This is a genomic window from Youhaiella tibetensis (assembly GCF_008000755.1).
Classification (GTDB): domain Bacteria; phylum Pseudomonadota; class Alphaproteobacteria; order Rhizobiales; family Devosiaceae; genus Paradevosia; species Paradevosia tibetensis.
Genome location: NZ_CP041690.1, coordinates 2,758,483 through 2,778,723, shown reverse-complemented (window position 1 = coordinate 2,778,723; position 20,241 = coordinate 2,758,483). Strand labels below are relative to the sequence as shown.

General features: G+C 63.3%; 23 protein-coding genes and 3 tRNA genes. 16 read left to right on the top strand and 10 right to left on the bottom strand.

The genetic code is table 11. The features are described 5' to 3' along the window. The first annotated feature begins 11 nt into the window (after positions 1-11). The 4 genes from FNA67_RS13510 to FNA67_RS13495 all read left to right on the top strand — a co-directional run bounded on the left by FNA67_RS13510 (position 12) and on the right by FNA67_RS13495 (position 2,980). A complete protein-coding gene (locus FNA67_RS13510; protein ID WP_049705655.1) occupies positions 12-794 on the top strand; it encodes an ATP-binding cassette domain-containing protein in 783 nt (260 codons plus the stop codon). Between the two features lie 80 nt (positions 795-874). Then, positions 875-1,546 carry a DUF1345 domain-containing protein gene (locus tag FNA67_RS13505; RefSeq protein ID WP_147656348.1) on the top strand — a complete coding sequence of 224 codons (672 nt, stop codon included), beginning with the start codon at positions 875-877 and terminating at the stop codon, positions 1,544-1,546. 1 nt (position 1,547) lies between these two features. Beyond that, complete coding sequence (locus tag FNA67_RS13500; protein WP_147656347.1) at positions 1,548-2,015, top strand: YaiI/YqxD family protein; 468 nt, start codon at positions 1,548-1,550, stop codon at positions 2,013-2,015. Between the two features lie 122 nt (positions 2,016-2,137). Further along, a complete protein-coding gene (locus FNA67_RS13495; protein ID WP_210246385.1) occupies positions 2,138-2,980 on the top strand; it encodes a polysaccharide deacetylase family protein in 843 nt (280 codons plus the stop codon). A 7-nt stretch (positions 2,981-2,987) separates the two neighbouring features. Here FNA67_RS13495 and rlmB read toward each other — a convergent pair whose 3' ends face one another. After that, positions 2,988-3,737, bottom strand: a complete 750-nt coding sequence (gene rlmB / locus FNA67_RS13490) for a 23S rRNA (guanosine(2251)-2'-O)-methyltransferase RlmB (RefSeq protein WP_049705652.1) — start codon at positions 3,735-3,737, stop codon at positions 2,988-2,990. Positions 3,738-3,919: 182 nt separating this feature from the next. Here rlmB and FNA67_RS13485 point away from each other — a divergent pair. After that, positions 3,920-4,004, top strand: a tRNA-Tyr gene (locus FNA67_RS13485). Between the two features lie 62 nt (positions 4,005-4,066). On the opposite strand, the gene FNA67_RS13480 is transcribed toward FNA67_RS13485, so the two are convergent. The 8 genes from FNA67_RS13480 to FNA67_RS13445 form a co-directional block, all read right to left on the bottom strand. Then, complete coding sequence (locus FNA67_RS13480; RefSeq protein WP_244616352.1) at positions 4,067-5,041, bottom strand: NADP-dependent oxidoreductase; 975 nt, start codon at positions 5,039-5,041, stop codon at positions 4,067-4,069. A 48-nt stretch (positions 5,042-5,089) separates the two neighbouring features. Next, the gene (locus FNA67_RS13475) at positions 5,090-5,854 is read right to left on the bottom strand and encodes an alpha/beta fold hydrolase (protein WP_049705651.1); all 765 of its coding nucleotides are present in this window, start codon (positions 5,852-5,854) and stop codon (positions 5,090-5,092) included. 133 nt (positions 5,855-5,987) lie between these two features. Continuing rightward, positions 5,988-6,911, bottom strand: a complete 924-nt coding sequence (locus FNA67_RS13470; RefSeq protein WP_049705650.1) for a helix-turn-helix domain-containing protein — start codon at positions 6,909-6,911, stop codon at positions 5,988-5,990. Positions 6,912-6,925: 14 nt separating this feature from the next. Beyond that, the gene (locus tag FNA67_RS13465) at positions 6,926-7,834 is read right to left on the bottom strand and encodes a helix-turn-helix transcriptional regulator (RefSeq protein ID WP_147656346.1); all 909 of its coding nucleotides are present in this window, start codon (positions 7,832-7,834) and stop codon (positions 6,926-6,928) included. Positions 7,835-7,896: 62 nt separating this feature from the next. Continuing rightward, the gene (locus tag FNA67_RS13460) at positions 7,897-8,457 is read right to left on the bottom strand and encodes a YidB family protein (RefSeq protein WP_147656345.1); all 561 of its coding nucleotides are present in this window, start codon (positions 8,455-8,457) and stop codon (positions 7,897-7,899) included. A 28-nt stretch (positions 8,458-8,485) separates the two neighbouring features. After that, entirely contained in the window at positions 8,486-8,740 is a 255-nt protein-coding gene (locus FNA67_RS13455) for a GlsB/YeaQ/YmgE family stress response membrane protein (RefSeq protein ID WP_147658205.1), read from the bottom strand. Positions 8,741-8,876: 136 nt separating this feature from the next. Beyond that, positions 8,877-9,161 carry a hypothetical protein gene (locus tag FNA67_RS13450; protein WP_049705647.1) on the bottom strand — a complete coding sequence of 95 codons (285 nt, stop codon included), beginning with the start codon at positions 9,159-9,161 and terminating at the stop codon, positions 8,877-8,879. Positions 9,162-9,339: 178 nt separating this feature from the next. Continuing rightward, complete coding sequence (locus FNA67_RS13445; protein WP_049705646.1) at positions 9,340-9,603, bottom strand: hypothetical protein; 264 nt, start codon at positions 9,601-9,603, stop codon at positions 9,340-9,342. 285 nt (positions 9,604-9,888) lie between these two features. Between FNA67_RS13445 and FNA67_RS13440 the strand changes: the two genes are divergently transcribed. From FNA67_RS13440 to FNA67_RS13425, 4 genes are all read left to right on the top strand, one after another. Then, positions 9,889-9,962, top strand: a tRNA-Gly gene (locus FNA67_RS13440). A gap of 97 nt (positions 9,963-10,059) precedes the next feature. Then, positions 10,060-10,135, top strand: a tRNA-Trp gene (locus FNA67_RS13435). Positions 10,136-10,436: 301 nt separating this feature from the next. Further along, positions 10,437-11,120 (top strand): Crp/Fnr family transcriptional regulator, encoded by a 684-nt coding sequence (locus FNA67_RS13430; protein ID WP_170267312.1) that lies wholly within the window; start codon positions 10,437-10,439, stop codon positions 11,118-11,120. Between the two features lie 278 nt (positions 11,121-11,398). Then, positions 11,399-11,863, top strand: a complete 465-nt coding sequence (locus tag FNA67_RS13425) for an NUDIX domain-containing protein (protein WP_147656344.1) — start codon at positions 11,399-11,401, stop codon at positions 11,861-11,863. Here FNA67_RS13425 and FNA67_RS13420 read toward each other — a convergent pair. Further along, on the bottom strand, positions 11,856-12,305 hold the full coding sequence (locus FNA67_RS13420) for a universal stress protein (protein ID WP_147656343.1): 450 nt from the start codon (positions 12,303-12,305) through the stop codon (positions 11,856-11,858). The two genes, FNA67_RS13425 and FNA67_RS13420, sit on opposite strands and share 8 nt — an antisense overlap. Before the next feature lie 228 nt (positions 12,306-12,533). Here FNA67_RS13420 and secE point away from each other — a divergent pair, with 228 nt between their 5' ends. The 7 genes from secE to rpoB all read left to right on the top strand — a co-directional run bounded on the left by secE (position 12,534) and on the right by rpoB (position 20,222). Beyond that, complete coding sequence (secE, locus tag FNA67_RS13415; protein ID WP_049705643.1) at positions 12,534-12,728, top strand: preprotein translocase subunit SecE; 195 nt, start codon at positions 12,534-12,536, stop codon at positions 12,726-12,728. Between the two features lie 44 nt (positions 12,729-12,772). Beyond that, the gene (gene nusG, locus FNA67_RS13410) at positions 12,773-13,303 is read left to right on the top strand and encodes a transcription termination/antitermination protein NusG (protein WP_049705642.1); all 531 of its coding nucleotides are present in this window, start codon (positions 12,773-12,775) and stop codon (positions 13,301-13,303) included. Between the two features lie 171 nt (positions 13,304-13,474). Next, complete coding sequence (gene rplK, locus FNA67_RS13405; RefSeq protein ID WP_049705641.1) at positions 13,475-13,903, top strand: 50S ribosomal protein L11; 429 nt, start codon at positions 13,475-13,477, stop codon at positions 13,901-13,903. A gap of 5 nt (positions 13,904-13,908) precedes the next feature. Continuing rightward, complete coding sequence (gene rplA, locus FNA67_RS13400) at positions 13,909-14,601, top strand: 50S ribosomal protein L1 (RefSeq protein WP_049708028.1); 693 nt, start codon at positions 13,909-13,911, stop codon at positions 14,599-14,601. Between the two features lie 326 nt (positions 14,602-14,927). Next, on the top strand, positions 14,928-15,443 hold the full coding sequence (gene rplJ, locus FNA67_RS13395; protein WP_049705640.1) for a 50S ribosomal protein L10: 516 nt from the start codon (positions 14,928-14,930) through the stop codon (positions 15,441-15,443). Between the two features lie 56 nt (positions 15,444-15,499). Beyond that, positions 15,500-15,877, top strand: coding sequence for a 50S ribosomal protein L7/L12 (gene rplL, locus FNA67_RS13390; protein ID WP_049705639.1), 378 nt, complete (start codon positions 15,500-15,502; stop codon positions 15,875-15,877). Positions 15,878-16,082: 205 nt separating this feature from the next. Continuing rightward, on the top strand, positions 16,083-20,222 hold the full coding sequence (rpoB, locus tag FNA67_RS13385; RefSeq protein ID WP_147656342.1) for a DNA-directed RNA polymerase subunit beta: 4,140 nt from the start codon (positions 16,083-16,085) through the stop codon (positions 20,220-20,222). Positions 20,223-20,241: the final 19 nt, after the last annotated feature.

Below are 20,241 nucleotides of genomic sequence, written 5' to 3'. Positions count from 1 at the left end.
GGGTACCGGTTATGCTGGACAAGAAGACGCCGCTCGTCGAACTGGAGGACATCAACATCTCCTTCGGCGGCCTGCACGCGGTGGAGAATGCCTCGCTCGAACTCTATCCGGGGGAAGTGGTTGGGCTGCTCGGCCACAACGGCGCCGGCAAGTCGACCCTGATCAAGATCCTCTCGGGCGCCTACAAGCGCGACAGCGGCATCATCCGGATCGACGGCAAGGAAGCCACGATCAACAATCCGCGCGACGCCAAAGGCTACGGCATCGAGACGATCTACCAGACCCTGGCGGTGGCCGATAACGTCGATGCGGCAGCTAACCTCTTCCTCGGGCGCGAATTGACCACGGCCGTCGGCACGCTCGATGACGTGGCGATGGAGGCCAAGGCGCGCGAGGTCATGGGCCGCCTCAACCCCAATTTCCGCCGCTTCAAGGAGCCGGTGAAGGCGCTTTCGGGCGGGCAGCGGCAATCGGTGGCGATTGCACGCGCCATCCTCTTCAATGCCCGCATCCTGATCATGGACGAGCCGACGGCGGCACTTGGGCCCCAAGAGACGGCACAGGTCGGCGATCTCATCAAACAGCTCAAGTCCGAGGGCATCGGGATCTTCCTCATCAGCCACGACATCCATGACGTCTTCGACCTGGCGGACCGCATCTGCGTGATGAAGAACGGCAAGGTGGTGGGGACGGCCAATACGGCGGACGTCACTAAGGACGAAGTGCTCGGCATGATCATCATGGGCAAGGTGCCGGCGGGGGCGATCCCGGGCCCGGGGGCGCTCAAGGCCTGAGGGGCGACCGGGGAACCGCCGCTTCGGTTTCTTGTTGTGCGATAAGGCGCTATCGTTCGAGGGCGGCACGAGGAGCGGCCATGAGCGAGAGCAGGTCCCATAAGCGCCACAAGCGCTACCGGTCGTTCTACCTGGCGGTGGTCGTCGGCCTCGCGGCCTTCGCGCTGTCGGCCATTTTCGTCTCTGCCCAGGCGATCACGGTGGGCAGCATCGCGTTCTTCATCGTCTACCTGGTGATGGCGCTACGAAACTTTCCCGGCATGTCCCCCAAATTCCTCAAGCTGCATGCGGCAGAATCCGACGCTCCGGTGATGCTGATCTTCGGCGCCACGCTGGTGGTGGTCGGGACGGCGGTGTTTTCGTTGTTCCAGCTGATCAATTCAGGTGGTGCAAACGACGTGTTCCGTCTGACCGGTGCGGTGCTGGCGGTCATTCTCGGCTGGTTCATGGTTCATGCGATGGCTGCCCATCACTATGCCTACGAATTTTACGCGGTACCCCAGGCCAAATCCGACAATGACGATGCGGACGCGGTGGTCGGCGGGCTGGATTTCCCCACCGGAAAGGAGCCGGGCGGCACCAGCTTCCTTTACTTTTCCTTCGTGATCGGCATGACGGCACAGGTCGCCGACGTGGCGATCACTTCGGTCCACATGCAAAGGCTGGTCGCGTTGCACGGCATCTTCTCGTTCTTCTTCAATACCCTGATCATCGCCGCGACGGTCAATCTCGTGGTCAATCTGGGCTCGTGAGATGACGGAACTGCCAACCATCTACGTCGATGCCGATGCCTCTCCGGTCAAGGAAGAGGTCAAGCGGGTAGGGGAGCGCTACGGGCTGGTGGTGGTGTTCGTCTCCAATGGCGGCATCCGGCCATCGCGCGATCCCATGGTGCGCACCGTCGTGGTGCCGCAGGGGGCCGACGTGGCCGATGACTGGATCATCGAGCATTGCCAGCCCAACGATCTCGTCATCACCGCTGATGTGCCGCTGGCAAGCCGGGCGGTGACCGCCGGCGCCCACGTGCTCGGGCCGACCGGGCGAGAATACACGCCGCAGTCGATGGGCATGGCGCTGGCCATGCGCGACCTCAAGCAGCACCTGCGCGAGACCGGGGAGATCAAGGGCTACAATCCCGGCTTTTCCGCCAAGGACCGATCGGCGTTTCTCGTGGCGCTGGACAGGGTTGCCCAGCGCGCGGCGCGGCAGGCCCAGGGTTAACGGCGCCGTTGTGAGGCCGCGCAAAAAGCGTAGCCGAATCAAAGTCGGTAGGCCGCGTGGCACCGTTTATTAACCATGCTGGGTAACACTCCAGGCAGTCTCATGCCTTAGGTGTTTCTCCCGTGTCGAGCCTGCGTTTTGCCGTCCTTGTTCCGCTCGTTGCCCTTGCGATGGCAGGCTGCGCGCGCCCGCCCAAGGAAACCGAACTGGCTGCGCCTGTTACCGCCACCCCGGCGATGGCACGGAGTTACGTGGCCTTGCCCGAAGTGACGCCGCGGCATGTGCCGCGCGGGACGCTCGCCGGGCGCAGGCTGGTGGTATCCTCGGCGGCCGAAATCCAGCTCCGTCCGGGGGAGGTGATCCTCACCTTCGACGACGGGCCGCGCAAGGGCAGCACGGAGTCGATCCTGGGCACGCTGGACGCCTTCAACGTCAAGGCGACGTTCCTGATGGTCGGCAAGATGGCCGACAGCTATCCCGCCGTGGCGCGGAGCGTCGCCGATCATGGGCATTCGATCGGCAGCCACACCTATGGGCATCTCAACCTCGCCAAGGCCTCCCAGGAGGAGGCGATGGCCGATGTCTACAAGGGCGAGGCGGCTGTGGCGCGGGCCCTCAAGGGCTCGGGCGGGGCGCTTTCACCATTCTTCCGCTTTCCCTACCTGGCCGAAACCGGCCTGGTGCGCGCGAGCCTGGGCGAGCAGAACCTGATCGTCCTCGGCGTGCAGGTGGATTCGCAGGACTACCTCAAGTCCTCGCCGCAGGAGGTCATCGACCGGACGCTGGCGCGTCTCGACAAGCGTGGCAGCGGCATCATCCTCTTCCACGACATCCACCCGGTGACCGCTGCGTTATTGCCCGAGTTCCTGCAGGCGCTTGCCGACAGAGGCTACAAGGTCGTGCAACTGGTGTCGCGCGATCCGGGGCCGTTCGGCGAAGACCTGGTGACGGCCAGCACCCAATGAGCGGGGGCTAGCGCGCGGCCGTTGCTGCGAACAGCGCGATGGCGGTGGCGTTGGAAACATTGAGCGACTTGATCGGCCCGGGCATTTCGAGGCGCACCATCTCGTCGCAGAGCCCACGGGTCTTTTCGCGCAGACCCTTGCCCTCAGATCCCACCACGATGGCCATCGGGCGATTGTCGGTGCGCGGCTTGAGCGGCGCTTCGGCTTCCGAATCAAAGCCGAGCACTAAGAGCCCGCGCTGCTTGAGCTTTTCGAGCGCGTCACCCAGGTTGCGGACTTCGATCAGCGGCACGAGATCGAGCGCGCCCGAGGCGGATTTGGCCATGACACCAGTCTCGCGCGGGGCGTAGCGGGCCGTCGTGATCACTGCATCGGCGCCGAAGGCACAGGCTGTGCGCAGGATCGCCCCGACATTGTGGGGATCGGTCACCTGGTCGAGCACCACGACCAGGGTCAGCGGATCGATGTCGTCCAGTCCGAAACGGTTGACCGGGTCGACCTCGAGCGCGACGCCCTGGTGTACCGCTTCCCCGCCCAGCAGCCGGTCGAGTTCCTTGGGCGTGGTCTCCTTGACGGAGACCTTGCCGATCTCGCCGCTTTCCTTGAGGCGCATCAAGCCGTTGGGCGTTGCCAGAAGCTGGCGCTTGCTGCGGCGCGGGTTGTCCAGCGCCGCCCGCACGGTGTGCAGGCCATAAAGATAGACGGGCCCGTCATTGGGGTCGTGGCGGGGCTTGGGCGGAAACTTGTTGATGCTCATGGTGCTGCCTACCGCCTTTGGCCTCGGCCAGCAAGGGCGAGCGCGCCATGGCTGTGAGCGGATTGGTAGAAACGGAAGAATGGGTGTTGACAGGCGCGGACCCGATCAGCATAAACCGCCCCGTGGTTCGGACAGCCCACCGTCCTGATCACTTACGGCGTTCACAGCGCATAGCTGGCTGTGGAGGGGTGGGAGAGTGGTTAAATCCATCAGACTGTAAATCTGACCGCTTAGCGTACACTGGTTCGAATCCAGTCCCCTCCACCAACCCGCCCTTTCCTGAAAATCGTTGAACGACTGGTGATGGATCGCGGTGACGTACCGTAGCTTCAATCCGTCGTTTCAGTTCCGACCTCGAGTACGATCTTGCCTGGCCGATGCGGAGCGCCGGCCAGCATTTCATGGGCACGCCTAACCGAGCGCAGTGGCAGGATCTCGCCGATCGCGACGTGGAGTTTTCGCGTTTCCACAAGGCCGGCGACATGCGCGAGACGTTCGGCCGTCACATCGACGAGAAAGAAATCGGCCTTGACCCTGTGCTCGGCTGCCAGAGCCTGGTCGGGCGGGGAGACGGAACTGACAAGCCGCCCACCGGGAACGAGGATGTCGAAGGAGGCCGTCTGGGTCACGCCGCCGACCGTGTCGAGCACGACATCGGCATATTTGACGCGACCCGCGAACGGCTCGACCGACACGTCGATGACGTCATCGGCACCGAGAGCTTCCACGCGCGCCACATCGGCAGAAAAGCAGGTTGCGACGACTTGGGCCCCGGCGGCCTTGGCCATCTGGACCGCATAGGCTCCCACATTGCCGGCCGCGCCATGTACGAGGACGCGCTGGCCGAGTTGGATCGCGCCGTAGTCAAAGACCATGCTCCAGGCCGTGACGGCAACAACGGGTATCGCTGCCGCCTCGATGTGGCCAAGCCCTGCGGGTTTGCGTTGAACCGATCGGCTTTGGCAGACGGCGTACTCGGCCTGTGCGCCCACGAAGCGTGGATTGGTCACTCCGAACACCAAGTCTCCGGCCGCCGGGGATGAGCTTCCCTCGCCGACCCGAACGACCTCCCCCGACAGATCGGCGCCAAGCGTCAGCGGCAAGGGTTGGGGCAGGGCGCTCTTGCCTGCCCTTATCCAAGCATCCCAGGGACCGACGCCAGCGGCCGAAACCTTTATCAGGACTTCTCCGGGGCCGGGTTCCGGCACGGGGATGCGGTCAAGGGAAATGGCGTCCACGGGGCCGTATTGCGCGACGCGGGCGGCCAGCATAGAGGCGGGGATATCCATGATCGTCTTGTCCATTTTGGGCTCCTTCCGGCCGGCGTGCGGATCCACGCCGGCCTGCGACTGTCATTTGACGGAATCGGCGGCAGCGATGATGACGTCGGCAACGGCCTGTGGCTGGGACAGCATAACGACATGGCTCCCGTCGATCTCGGTCACCTTGGCCTTGATGGCGGCGGCCATGGCCTCTTCGACCGGCGGGGGGATCATGCCGTCCTGCTTGGCCACAACGAACCAGCTCGGTTTGGTTTCGTAGGCGGCCTCGGAAAGCTTGTCGTCGAAGGCGCCGCCGAAGGTGGGGCCCTGGGTAGCCGCGACGACGGCGATTTCCTCGGGGCTGAGGTCCTGTGCGAAGAATTTGCCGACAGCGTCGTCAGACAGGCGCACATAGCCGGCGCTGTCCGGTTGGAGTTCCTTGAGCCAGGGCTGAGGCGGTGCGCCGGCGCTGGCGCTGTTCACCGACATGCCCTTGGGTAGGGCGAACGCCGCGACGTAGACGAGCGCCTTGACCTTGTCGTCCACCCCGGCTTGCGTGATGACGACGCCACCCCAGGAATGGCCGACCAGGATGACCGGGCCAGGCGCCATGTCGATGGCGCGCTTGGTCGCGTCGGCATCGGCTGCGAGCGAGCTGAGCGGGTTCTGCACCGCGACCACGCGCAGGCCCTTTGCCTCGAGCAGGGGAATGACGCGGCTCCAGCTCGACCCGTCGGCGAAGGCGCCGTGGACGAGCACGACCGTCTTGGGCGGCTGCGCCGCAGCGGCGGGAGCGGCGGCGATGGCCATGATGGAGAGGGCAGCTCCAACGAGCAAAGGCGAGAGATTGATCATGTTCGTTTCTCCGGTTGATGGCCGGGGCGAGAGCGGAAGGCTCCGTCTGCCCGGCGACCTGACCATGAAAGCGCAGGTGCCGGGGTTGCCGATTGAACGAACGTGCTGGAGGTGTTGGACGAACGTGCTGCCGCTAGTGCAGTTGCTGGCGCCAGGCGCCGGGGGAGAATCCGGTGGCGCGGCGGAAAACGCGGGTGAGGTGGCTCTGGTCGGCAAAGCCGCAGGCAAGGGCGATGTCGGTGAGGGATTCCCGGCCCGCCAGGAGGGCTTTGGCGCGTTCGACACGGCGCTGGAGGAGCCAGCGGTGCGGAGCGACGCCTATGGAGGCCTTGAACGCGTGGGCGAAATGACTCGTCGAGAGACCACAGACCGCCGCTACCCGTGCCAGTGCAAGGCTGCCGTCGATATGGGCTTCGATCAACTCCTTGGCAGCGCGCTCCTGCCAGGCGCTCAGGCCGCCGGGCAGGTCGCGTGGCGTCCTGAGATCGCCATAAGTGGCGCAGACGTAGATCGACAAGGCCAGCATCAGGTGGCTGGCGAAAAGGTCGTTGGCCTGATCGGGCGCCATGAGCGCCGGGCGTACCGCGGCTCCAAGGCGCGCGATCACCGGATCGGTGACCGGGGTGGCCTTGCGGCAATGGATTTCATCGATGGGTGGACTGCCCAGGTCGTCTGCCAGTTCATTGAGCAGGCCGCGCGATAGAAAGAACTGCAGCGAGTGAAAGGGTACGGTCAGCCGGGCCGCCTGGACTGTGCGCAAATCGAAAAGCAGCGTATCGCCGGGGCGCACCCCATGCACCGGGATCGCCTTGCCGTCGTACCAGAGCTCATGAAAGTCGTAGGGCCTTAATTGCAGGCCGATCGTGAAACCATCCTGCCGGATAACTGGGTCGGTCATGCCGTAGTCGGGCCTGTCGTAGCGGATTTCGGTGACCGCCAGGCTCGACTTGTTGATACCCTTGACCGAAAGCTGGGCTGCATCGGGCATGCGAAACCATTTTTCGAAACCGCTGTTTCGCGGGTAGGCGGTCTGGAGGTTGTCGGTCTCGGTCGCCATGGCTCCACCGCGGGCTAGGACAACATTTCGCGCCATTGGGAGGGCGTAAGGCCGGTAGCGCGGGTGAAGGTCGTCGTGAAATGCGCTTCGCTGGAGAATCCGCATTGGATGGCCAGGTCAGCCACGGCACCCTTTCGTCGGAGCTCGGATTTGGCCAGATCGAGCCGCCGCATCATCAGCCATTGATAGGGCGCCATGCCGGTTGTCTCGCGAAAGGCGCGGACGAAGCGGCGCAGCGGCATGCCGCAGAGGGCTGCGAGCTCGCCGAGCTCGACGCCGCCATTGAGGTTGCCCGCAACGTATTCAGTGGCGAGTCTGGTCCGCAGGCTGCACAAGCGTCCCTCCGGTTGTTCGCGCGGAACGAGGCCAGCATATCGCCAGCAGGCGTAGATTCCGAGGGCGAAGCCGAGGTGACTGACGAAAAGGCCATTGGCTGCGTCAGGAGCCCGCAGCGCCGGCAGGACGGCACGGGCCAGGCGCGCGAGGTGCCTGTCGCGGATTTTGGCGCCCGTTGCGGGGAAGGATCCGGCCGCGCGACGCGCCTCGACCGCACCGGCTATTTCCTCGAGCGTGCTTCGGGGGAAGACGAAATGCAGCGAGTGGGACCTGGTGGGGACATTGGCGCGCGGATCGTTGCGCATGTCGTAAAAGAGGGTGTCGTTTGGCAGGATGTCGTAGACGGGCACAATCTTGCCCTCGCCCATGGCCTCGTGGAACGGGATGGCGCGGAGCTGCACCGCAAGCATGGCGGCGTCGGCGTGGGGAATGGGATCGGTCCAGCCGAACCCATTCCGGTTGACCCTGATTTCGGTGACCGTGAGCGATGAACGCTCGAGCGCGCGGACGGAGAGATGGGCCGCCCCCGGCTGTCGGAAGGCGGTGGCGATGCCTGGGCCCCTGCTGTCGACTTCGTTTTCGAGCATGAGGGGATGTTGGGACCAACCAGCGACGGCAGGATAGAACGTTCCTGCTGTCGAAAGGGCTTCTAGGCCTTGGTCAGGAGCTGGCGCGCTTCGTCCTCGGTCTGGGGGAAATTGCCGTTCGGGGTCATGCGGTCGACGGTTTCCGGGATCGTGCTCGACAGGCGCTTGACGAGTTCGTCGTAGCTCAGGCCCGTGCGGCGCGAGAGTTCGTCGAGGTTCTCCTTGCCGATGGCCGTCTCCACCTGGTTGGGCGAGAGACCCTGCGTCGGGACGCCCGGGGTGACCCAGGAATCGGCGACTTCCTTGTGGCCGGCATTCTTGAAGCTGTCGAGGAGGTCGTTGAGGCCGCCCGTGAGCGTTCCGGCTCCGCCGGCCGCGGCGCCTCCGCCGAAGAGCCCGCCCAACTCGTCCAGGAGGCCACCGCCCGCCTGTGTCGGCTGCCCCTGGGCCGGAGCGTTGCCCGGAGCCGGGCTCGCAGGGGCGTTGCCCGGAGCCGGGTTTGCCGGTGCGTTGCCTTGCATGCCTTGCAGGGCCTGGGCGATCTTGTCGCGGTTCTGGTAGCCGGCGACTGCCAGAAGTCCGAGCAGCGCCAGCATGGACGGCATTCCACGCTTTTCAGCCATTGTGGTTCTCCCTTTTCGATTTCGTTGGCTAGGCCCGGCGGCGGGCGAGGGCGGCCCAGATGAGGAGCACGATGACCGCACCGACAATGGCGCCGATGAAGCCGGCGCCTTCGCCAGGCGCGTACCAGCCGAGCGCCTGGCCCAGGAAGGTGGCGACGAACGCGCCGACGATGCCCAGGATGGCGGTCATCACGAAGCCTTGCGGTTCATTGGGACCGGGTACGATGAATTTGGCGATGATGCCGGCCACAAGGCCGATGATGATCGTCCAGATAATTCCCATGATGGGTGCCTCGCTCATTGAAAGTCATCAATGAACGCGGATGGAGCGGGGAGGTTGCGCTGGGGGAATGGGCGTGGCGCGCGAGCGGCGCCAGCGGCGTGGGTGAGGCGCAGGGCGCGTCCCACCCAGAGCACGATTACATCGCGGGGGCTGCGAACTTGCCTTCGTCGCAGGCGGCGACCGTCAGCTTGGTCACGTCGATCTTGCCGTCGGCAGTCCACATGGCCGCGTCATCGGCAGGGGTGGCGGCAGCCATCGAGTTGTCCTTGCGAAGTTCATCGCATTTGGCCTGGACGTCGGCCACCTGGTCGGCTGGCACTGCCTTGCCGCCGATCATGTGGTCTTCCTGGGCGGAAGCGATTCCGGGGATGGCCAACGTGGAAGCGAAGGCGGCAATCGTCACGAATGTCCTGATCTTCATTGCAGGTTCTCCATCTTCAAGCTCATGGCAGCAGCCATGATGCACCCACCGAACGTGGGACTGGGCAGATGGTTGCGCAGAAGACCTACAAACAACTAGCGCGGCCGATAGGAGTATCGGTCGCGCTCTTGAGCCTGGTGGAGCGCCCGAGACCGGGCGCCAGGGGGCGAGGCGTCGGTTAGCCAACATCGGCGAGGTTGGTGACCGGGGCCAGGGTGTTGGGCTGGAACAGCTCGGACTTCACGGTACCGTCGGCCTGCTTGACGAAGGCGCGGATGAAGGTGCCCCAACGTTCTGCGTCCTGGACGTTCACACCACGTTCCTGGAGGCTCGAAATGACGTGATCCTTGTTGAAGGAGTCGGTCGTCAGGCTCGAGGAAGCCATGGCCGGGGCGGCGAGGAGGGCGATCGAGGCGAAGGCAATTGCGGTACGCTTGAACATTTTCTTGGTTCCTTTCTCTGTAGAACACCCAAGAGATATGGTCGCCCAGAGCAACTTCAATATTACGCAACATTAAATCGCGTTAATGTTCGTTCGTTGTCTTCCATACTAGCATGAATACTTCAACTATACTTGGTGACCTTGTCGAAACCGGGTTTCCACCAGGTTACCCGGTTACACGGAGTAGCCTCTACGCGCGCGTGGAGGTGTGCGCATTATGGGGAAGGGGAGCAATTCAATCTTGCGCGGCGAGGCGCTTAGCCATTATACGGCTCAGTCATGCGGGCGGGTGTAGCTCAATGGTAGAGCAGCAGCCTTCCAAGCTGAATACGAGGGTTCGATTCCCTTCACCCGCTCCAACCTCTCCCGGCATCGTCAGAACCTGTGCAAATCGCGGTTGGCCCGCCAAACCCCTTGCGCGAGTCCGGCTTTCCCAGTAGAGGGTTCGTCGCCTGAAGGGGTATAGCTCAGTTGGTAGAGCATCGGTCTCCAAAACCGAGGGTCGTGGGTTCGAGTCCCTCTGCCCCTGCCAGGCACTAAGGCCGCGCCGCGGCCCTCCATCCCACATTTCCCGCCCTAGATATTGCGCGCGAGATTTCGTGATCGGCGAAAACGCCTTTCGCGGGAACCTTGCTTGCGCGGCTACGTTGAGGATGTGCTTCCAGACAGTCTTTCCTGACCCCGGCCCCAGCGCCGGGGTTGTTTTTTGCGCTGGGCCAGGCGCGTGCGGCGTTGGGGTCTATCGCCTTTCCGTTCCGGGGCTTGTAAGGTGCCGGAATTGCGAATGGGGTCTCGAGATCAGTCGTCAGGATATCCATAATTCCAGCGTTCCGGTGCTCTGCGTCAGTTGCGAGGCCCGGCACCGGGGGCTTTGCGGCGCGCTTGAACCGGCGCAGCTGACCGAACTTGCCCGCAGCACGCGCGTCGTGCGGCATGAGGCGGGCGAGCAGCTTATCCGCGAGGCGGACGAGCCGGGTGCCTATGCAAATGTCATGTCCGGGGTGATCAAGCTCACCAAGACCCTCGAAGATGGCCGGCGGCAGGTCGTCGGGCTGCAGTTCGCTCCCGATTTCCTCGGCCGTCTTTACGGTACGGAGAACCGGCTCGGCGCCGAGGCGGCTTCCGATGTGGAGTTGTGCCGGGTGCCGCGAGGTGCGCTCGAAAAACTGGTGGCGGAAAGCCCGGCGCTCGAGAACCGCCTCATGCGGCAGGCCCTTCGCGAACTGGACGACGCCCGCGAGTGGATCGTGACGGTGGGGCGCAAGTCGGCCAGCGAAAAGGTCGCGAGCTTCCTCTATCTCATAGCGACCCACGCTAACCCGCGGGCGCTCGACCATGGCAGCGTGTCCTTCCGCCTGCCGCTCGGTCGGGCCGATATCGCCGATTTTCTGGGGCTGACCATCGAGACGGTATCGCGCCAGCTGACCCGGCTCAAAAAGGACGGGGTCATCGGGATCGACCGGCTGCGCGATATCACCGTGCCGGACCTCGAAAGGCTGCTCGTCCGCTGCGGCTAGCGCGAGTTTGATCTAAGTCAAGGAAGCCGATCAGGGCTCGTGGTTCATCAGGGGTGTGATGAATCAGGAGTTTCACATGCCGACCGAAAGCCTCGTCGCCGTTACCGCGATCCTTACGCTTTTCCTTTCCTTCATGGCGATCCTGGGCTGGGGCATGCTGCGCACCGCCAGGTAGACGCCGACTGATTATCCTTCTCCGATGGCGCCCTCCGGGGCGCCTTTTTTTGTTATTGGAGGGTGTGTGCTGCCAGGGTGACTGGCACGGGAAGGAGGTCGCCATGTTGAGTGCCGGTATCGTCTTCTTCCGCCGCGACGGGGCTGCGGTCGAGATGCTCCTGCTGCATCACGGCGGTCCGTTCTGGGCCCGAAAGGATGACGGCGCCTGGTCGATCCCAAAAGGCCTGTGCGAAGGCGATGAGGATCCCCTGGAGGCGGCGCGCCGGGAATTCAGCGAAGAGACGGGCGGAGTGGCGGTGGGGCCGTTCCTGGAACTCGGCAGCTTCCGGCTGTCTTCCAACAAGACGCTGCGCGCCTGGGCCTGCGAAGGAGAGTTCGATCCCGCAAGGCTCGTCAGCAATACGTTCGAGCTTGAATGGCCGCCGCGCTCGGGGCGCCGGCAGGCCTTTCCCGAGGCGGACAGGGCAGGGTGGTTCGGGCCGGAGGAGGCCCTGCGCAAGCTGAGCAAAGGGCAGGCGCCGGTGGTCGGCGCGCTGCTCGATCGGCTGGGGCTGTCGCTTATTTGACGACGAGTACGGGGATGGAGCTTTGGGTGAGCACCTGGGTCGCCTGGCTGCCGAGCAGGAGCCGGCCGAGCCCGCGGCGGCCGTGGGAGGCGACCACGATCAGGTCGGCGCCGTTTTCCTGGGCGGCGGTGACGATGGCGTCGGCGGGATACTGATTGGGGATGTGGATGGTCTTGGCTTCCACCCCGAGCGCGGCGGCGGCCTCGCTGGCCTTGGTCAGAATCGCCTTGGCCGAAGCGTCGCTGGCCTTCTCGTATTCATCGAGCGGGTTGGAATAACCGCCCCAGCCGAAGGTGGCGTCGGTGCCGATGGAGACCCAGGGTTCGGTGACCGTCACGATGGTCACGGCAGCGCCTAATTTCTTTGCTAGACGCACGCCCTGGTCGACGCCTTTGGCGGACAGGTCGCTGCCGTCGGTAGCGATAAGGATATGAGTATACATCGGTCATCTCCTGCTCTTGGGGCGCGGGCCGGCTGGTGCAGCCCGTTTCGAGCCCACACGAGACGTGGGCTTTTGCTAGGGTGATCACAATCGCCGGCCGGGGGCAAATTCTCTCCCCCTGCTGTTGCAATTGCTGAACAAAGTCTCTATATCGCCCTTTCCCAGCCGTGCGAGTGACTCGCCCGGCTATTTGGCTATGGATAAAAGTTCCAAGAGGCTGACGTTTATATGGCACGCACCAATCCACTTACATTTCTCCAGCAGGTGCGCAGCGAAGTCAGCAAGGTTGTCTGGCCGAGCCGCAACGAGGTGCTGATCTCGACTGCCATGGTTCTGGTGCTGGTGGCGCTTGCGAGCCTCTTCTTCCTGGCTGCCGATCAGATCATTGCCTGGCTGGTCCAGATGATGTTGTCGATCCGCTGATAAGCGGACGTAAAACAAGAATTTAGCAGGAGCGGCGGAGCGGTATGGCCAAGCGCTGGTACATTGTTCAGGCGTACAGCAACTTCGAACGCAAGGTCGCCGAGTCGATCCGCGAGAAGGTTGCGCAGAACAAGCTCGAGCACCTGTTCGAGGACGTGATCGTTCCGACCGAGAAGGTCGTCGAGATCCGTCGCGGCCGCAAGGTCGACACCGAACGCAAGTTCTTCCCGGGCTACGTGCTGGTGAAGATGGATATGACCGACCAGGCATTCCACCTCATCAAGAACACGCCCAAGGTTACCGGCTTCCTCGGTTCGGGCGACAAGCCCATGCCGATCTCTGAAAAGGAAGCCATGGCCATCCTGCAGCAGGTGCAGGAAGGCGTTGAGCATCCCAAGCCCTCCGTTTCGTTCGAGGTGGGCGAGCAGGTGCGCGTGGCCGACGGCCCGTTCGCCAGCTTCAACGGCGTCGTCGAGGAAGTCGACGAGGAGCGCTCGCGCCTCAAGGTGGAAGTTTCGATCTTCGGGCGTCCGACGCCCGTGGAACTGGAATACGGTCAGGTCGAGAAGGTTTGATCTGACTGTTACGGCGGCAGGGTCTAGAACGCCCCGCTGCAAATCCGTGGAAGAGGGTGGTGGCTGCCAGCCACCGGCAAGCCTTCGCACCACGGCGTCAAACGCCCGCAATGACAGTGGGCACTAGGCAAACCGGCCCCGTACGCGAGTGCGGTGCTCGAAAGGACGAAAATGGCAAAGAAAATCACCGGCTATCTGAAGCTTCAGGTGCCTGCCGGCTCGGCGACCCCGTCGCCCCCGATCGGTCCCGCTCTCGGTCAGCGCGGCCTCAACATCATGGAATTCTGCAAGGCCTTCAATGCGGCCACGCAGGAGCAGGAAAAGGGTGCCCCGACCCCGGTCGTGATCACCATCTATGCGGACAAGAGCTTCACGTTCGAGACCAAGCTCCCGCCCGTGACCTACTTCCTCAAGAAGGCCGTGAACCTCAAGTCGGGTTCCAAGCTTCCGGGCAAGGAATCGGCTGGCACGATCACGCAGGCCCAGATCCGCGAGATCGCCGAGAAGAAGCTCAAGGACCTCAACGCCTACGACGTTGATACCGCTGCATCCATGATCGCGGGCTCCGCCCGTTCCATGGGCCTCCAGATCGAGGGTTAATGATCATGGCACACGTTGGTAAGCGTATCGAGAAGGCCCGCGAGGGCATTGATCGCAAGAAGCTCTACGGCATCGAAGAAGCCGTGAAGATGGTGAAGGCCCGTGCCACCGCCAAGTTCGACGAGTCGATCGAAGTCGCCTTCAACCTGGGCGTCGATCCGCGTCACGCCGACCAGATGGTCCGCGGCGTTGTGAACCTGCCCAATGGCACCGGCAAGACCGTTCGCGTTGCGGTTTTCGCTCGCGACGCCAAGGCCGAAGAGGCCCGCAAGGCCGGTGCTGAAGTCGTCGGCGCCGAGGACCTGGTCGACCAGATCCAGGGCGGCACGATCAACTTCGACCGCGTGATCGCGACCCCGGACATGATGCCGCTCGTCGGCCGCCTGGGTAAGATCCTGGGCCCGCGCAACCTGATGCCGAACCCCAAGGTCGGCACGGTCACCCCCGATGTCGCCGGCGCCGTGAAGGCTGCCAAGGGCGGCGCCGTGGAATTCCGCGTCGAGAAGGCCGGTATCCTGCATGCTGGTGTCGGCAAGGCTTCGTTCAGCGAAGACGCGCTGCTCCAGAACATCAAGGCTTTCGCCGATGCCGTGACCAAGGCCAAGCCGGCCGGTGCCAAGGGCACCTACGTCAAGCGCGTTGCGGTGTCCTCGAGCCAGGGTCCTGGCGTGCACGTGGAGCCGTCGTCGGTCCTCTAAGGGCTGGCGTGCAAGAGTTTCGGGCGGCCTTCGGGCCGTCCGGGAAGCCGGAGCGATCCGGCTAAGACCTGTCCGAGACTGCTGGCGTCCCAACCCTTTACGGGCGGACTTAAAAGCAAAGCCTGCAATAGACGGGGGGAAGACCAGAAGATTTCGAGGGCCGTCTGGCCCTTTAGGTTTTCAGGTACGAACCAGGCCTAGCTGCCCTTCGGGGAGTTCGGTTGACAGGCATGTAACCGTTGCATCCCGAGCCGGAGCGATCCGGGAAGGGGGCAGCAAATGGCAAAGGGTCCGGCGGCAACGCTGGACTGTATGTGGAGACTAGCATGGAAAGAGCGGAAAAGCGCGTTGTCGTCGAATCGCTCCAGGCAGCTTTTGCTGGCGCTGGGTCGATCGTCGTTGCGCAGAATTCCGGCCTGACCGTTGCTGACCTCGAAGGCCTGCGCAAGCAGGTCCGCGACGTCGGTGGCAAGGTCAAGGTCGCAAAGAACCGTCTTGCCAAGCTCGCTCTGAAGGAAACCGATACTGCGGACATCTCGGGCCTGTTCACCGGCCCGACGCTGATCGCCTATGCGGAAGATCCCGTGGCAGCGCCCAAGATCGCTGCCAAGTTCGCCGAGAAGAACCAGAAGTTCGTCATTCTCGGTGGCGCTATGGGCTCGACCGCCCTTGATGCCGATGGCGTCAAGGCCCTGGCGACTCTGCCTTCGCTGGATCAACTGCGCGCTACTCTCGCCGGCATGCTCAAGCAGCCCGCGACCCGTATCGCGTCGGTCGTCCAGGCGCCTGGCGGACAGATTGCCCGCGTGTTGGCCGCTTATGCGGACAAGAGCGCAGCCTAACCTTACGTGGACACCCTCCACGGTTCGAACTGAAACAAACCTGAAAGAGTATTCAAATGGCCGATCTCGCCAAACTCGTTGATGAACTGTCCGCCCTGACCGTCCTGGAAGCTTCCGAGCTCTCCAAGCTTCTCGAAGAGAAGTGGGGCGTTTCCGCTGCCGCTCCGGTCGCCGTTGCCGCCGCTGCCGGTGGTGCTGCTCCGGCCGCCGCTGCCGAAGAAAAGACCGAATTTGATGTGATCCTCGCCTCCTTCGGCGACAACAAGATCAACGTCATCAAGGAAGTCCGCGCCATCACCGGCCTGGGCCTGGGCGAAGCCAAGGCTCTCGTCGAAGGCGCTCCGAAGGCCATCAAGGAAGGCGCTTCGAAGGCTGAAGCCGAAGACATCAAGAAGAAGCTGGAAGACGCCGGCGCCAAGGTCGAACTCAAGTAAGTTCGTCTTACCGACTTTCGGGGTGGCGCTCGACGCGCCGCCCCAACTCCCCGTCCGCGTAGCTGGATGGGTCGCCGCCCGCCAGGGGTAGGGCGATAGTTGCGGAACTAAATACACACCAGGGCACATGTCCCGAGAGCCGACGGCTGATAGTCGGGTCTTTGGACATTTGCCTCCGAGACATCGAGAAAACTGAGGAGCTTTTATGGCTACCACGTTCAACGGCCGCCGCAAGGTACGCAAGACTTTCGGCCGCATTCGCGAAGTCACGGAGATGCCGAACCTGATCGAGGTCCAGAAGGCCTCCTATGATCAGTTTCTTCTGGTCGACGAGCCCAAGGGCGGCCGTCCGGAAGAAGGACTTCAGGCTGTCTTCAAATCGGTCTTTCCGATCACCGACTTTTCCAACACCGCTTCCCTCGAGTTCGTGAAGTACGAGTTCGAGCAGCCCAAGTATGACGTCGACGAGTGCCGGCAGCGCGATATGACCTTCGCCGCGCCGCTCAAGGTGACGCTGCGGCTGATCGTGTTCGAAGTGGACGAGGAAACCGGTGCCCGCTCCGTCAAGGACATCAAGGAGCAGGACGTCTACATGGGCGACATGCCCTTCATGACCTCGAACGGCACGTTCATCGTGAACGGCACCGAGCGCGTGATCGTCTCCCAGATGCACCGTTCGCCGGGCGTGTTCTTCGACCACGATAAGGGCAAGACCCACTCGTCGGGCAAGCTGCTCTTCGCCGGCCGTATCATTCCCTACCGCGGTTCGTGGCTGGATATCGAGTTCGACGCCAAGGACATCGTCTATGCGCGCATCGATCGTCGCCGCAAGATTCCGGTGACCTCGCTGCTCAAGGCGCTTGGCATGGATGCCGAGGAAATCCTCAGCACCTATTACAACACGCTCAACTACGAGAAGACCAAGACCGGCTGGCAGGTTCCCTACAACTGGGAAAAGATGAAGAATGCCAAGCCGACCCATGACCTGATCGACGCCAAGACCGGCGACGTGGTTCATGAGGGCGGCAAGAAGCTCTCGGCCCGCCAGGCCAAGAAGCTCGCCGAGAATGGCCTGACCCACCTGCTCGCGGTCGATGAAGACCTCTACGGCACCTATGTCGCCGAGGACCTCATCAACTTCCAGACCGGTGAAGTCTACGTCGAAGCCGGTGACGAGATCGACGAGAAGACGCTCAACAAGCTCAAGGAACTGGGCTTCGACGAACTGCCGATCCTCGACATCGACCACGTCAATGTGGGCGCCTACATCCGCAACACGCTGGCCGTGGACAAGAACGAGAGCCGCGAAGACGCTCTGTTCGACATCTACCGCGTGATGCGTCCGGGCGAGCCGCCGACCGTCGAGACCGCCGAAGCCATGTTCAACTCGCTGTTCTTCGACAGCGAGCGCTATGACCTGTCGGCCGTCGGCCGCGTCAAGATGAACATGCGTCTGGACCTCGACGTCGATGACACCGTGCGCATCCTGCGTAAGGAAGACATCGTGGAAGTCGTCCGCACGCTGGTGAACCTGCGTGACGGCCGGGGCGAGATCGACGACATCGACAACCTCGGCAACCGTCGCGTGCGTTCGGTCGGCGAGCTGATGGAGAACCACTACCGTCTTGGCCTGCTCCGCATGGAGCGCGCGATCAAGGAACGCATGTCGTCGGTCGAAATCGACACCGTCATGCCGCAGGACCTGATCAACGCCAAGCCGGCAGCGGCCGCAGTCCGGGAGTTCTTCGGTTCGTCCCAGCTGTCGCAGTTCATGGACCAGACCAACCCGCTCTCGGAAATCACCCACAAGCGCCGCCTGTCGGCTCTTGGGCCTGGTGGTCTCACCCGCGAGCGCGCCGGCTTCGAAGTCCGTGACGTGCACCCGACGCACTATGGTCGTATCTGCCCGATCGAGACGCCGGAAGGCCCGAATATCGGTCTGATCAACTCCCTGGCGACCTTTGCCCGCGTCAACAAGTACGGCTTCATCGAGACCCCGTACCGCAAGATCGTGGAAGGCCACGTGACCGACGAGGTCGTGTACCTGTCGGCCATGGAAGAGGCCAAGCACTATGTCGGCCAGGCGAACGCCAAGCTCAACGAGAAGGGCGAGTTCGTGGACGACCTGGTCCTGGCCCGTCACGCCGGCGACAACGGTCTGACGCCCAAGGAACTCGTCGACCTGATGGACGTGAGCCCCAAGCAGATCGTGTCTGTGGCTGCCGCGCTCATCCCGTTCCTCGAGAACGACGACGCCAACCGCGCCCTGATGGGCTCGAACATGCAGCGTCAGGCTGTGCCGCTGCTGCGTGCCGAGGCCCCGTTCGTGGGCACGGGCATGGAGCCGGTCGTGGCCCGTGACTCGGGCGCCGCGATCGTCGCCAAGCGCAAGGGCATCGTCGACCAGGTGGATGCGACCCGTATCGTTATCCGCGCCACCGAGGAGACGGATGCCTCCAAGTCGGGCGTGGACATCTACAACCTGATGAAGTTCCAGCGTTCGAACCAGTCGACCTGCATCAACCAGCGTCCGCTGGTGGTTGTGGGCGACCATGTCGAAGCCGGCGACATCGTGGCTGACGGTCCCTCCACCGAACTGGGTGATCTGGCCCTGGGCCGGAACGTGCTCGTCGCGTTCATGCCCTGGAACGGCTACAACTTCGAAGACTCGATCCTGCTGAGCGAAAAGATCGCCATGCAGGACGTCTTCACCTCGATCCACATCGAGGAATACGAAGTGATGGCCCGCGATACCAAGCTCGGCCCCGAGGAAATCACGCGCGACATTCCGAACGTGTCGGAAGAAGCGCTCAAGAACCTCGACGAAGCCGGTATCGTCCACATCGGTGCCGAAGTCGGTCCTGGCGACATCCTGGTCGGCAAGATCACGCCGAAGGGCGAAAGCCCGATGACGCCGGAAGAAAAGCTCCTGCGCGCCATCTTCGGCGAGAAGGCTTCTGACGTTCGCGATACCTCGCTCCGCGTTCCGCCGGGCGATGCTGGTACTGTCGTTGAAGTGCGCGTGTTCAACCGCCACGGCATCGACAAGGACGAGCGCGCCATGGCCATCGAGCGCGAGGAAATCGAGCGCCTGGCCAAGGACCGCGACGACGAACAGTCGATCCTGGACCGCAACGTCTATGCGCGTCTGAAGGAAATGCTGTTCGGCAAGGCGGCGACGGCTGGCCCGAAGGGCTATGTCGTGGGCACCAAGCTCAACGACCAGATGTTCGAGGCTCAGCCCCGTTCGAAGTGGTGGCAGTTCGCGGTCGAAGACGACAAGGTCATGACCGAGATGGAAGCTCTTCATGCCCAGTATGAAGAGAGCCGTCGTCTGCTCGAGCAGCGTTTCATCGACAAGGTCGACAAGCTCCAGCGCGGTGACGAACTTCCGCCGGGCGTGATGAAGATGGTCAAGGTCTTCGTTGCGACCAAGCGCAAGATCCAGCCGGGCGACAAGATGGCCGGCCGTCACGGCAACAAGGGCGTGGTGTCCAAGATCACCCCGCTCGAGGATATGCCGTACCTGGAAGACGGTACTCCCGTCGACATCGTGCTCAATCCGCTGGGCGTGCCGTCCCGCATGAACGTGGGCCAGATTCTGGAAACCCACCTCGGCTGGGCCTGCGCCGGCATGGGCAAGAAGATCGACGAGATGGTCCGCATCTACCAGCAGAACGGGGACCTCAAGCCCTTGAAGCGGGAGATCGGCGACCTATTTTCGGATGACGACTACGTCTCGAACCTCGACGACGACAGTGTCGTCCGTCTGGGCGAGCACCTTTCGAAGGGTGTCTCGATCGCGACGCCGGTGTTCGATGGCGCCAAGGAAGCCAACATCGTCGAAATGCTTGAAAGGGCAGGGCTCAAGTCCTCCGGCCAGTCGACCGTCTTTGACGGCCGTACCGGCGAGCAGTTCGACCGTCAGGTGACCGTGGGCTACATCTACATGCTCAAGCTGCACCATCTGGTGGACGACAAGATCCACGCCCGCTCGATCGGCCCGTACTCGCTGGTTACCCAGCAGCCGCTCGGTGGTAAGGCGCAGTTCGGCGGTCAGCGCTTCGGCGAAATGGAGGTGTGGGCACTCGAGGCATACGGTGCCGCGTACACCCTCCAGGAAATGCTGACGATCAAGTCGGACGACGTGGCCGGCCGCACCAAGGTCTACGAGGCCATCGTGCGCGGCGACGACACCTTCGAAGCGGGCATTCCGGAAAGCTTCAACGTGCTGGTCAAGGAAATCCGGTCGCTCGGGCTCAATGTCGAGCTCGATACGGCCGAGGCTACCGGGACCGAGCAGGCCGAAGCGGAGCTGGAGCCTCCTCAGGCCGCGGCGGAATAATTCGCCTCAGCCATTAATT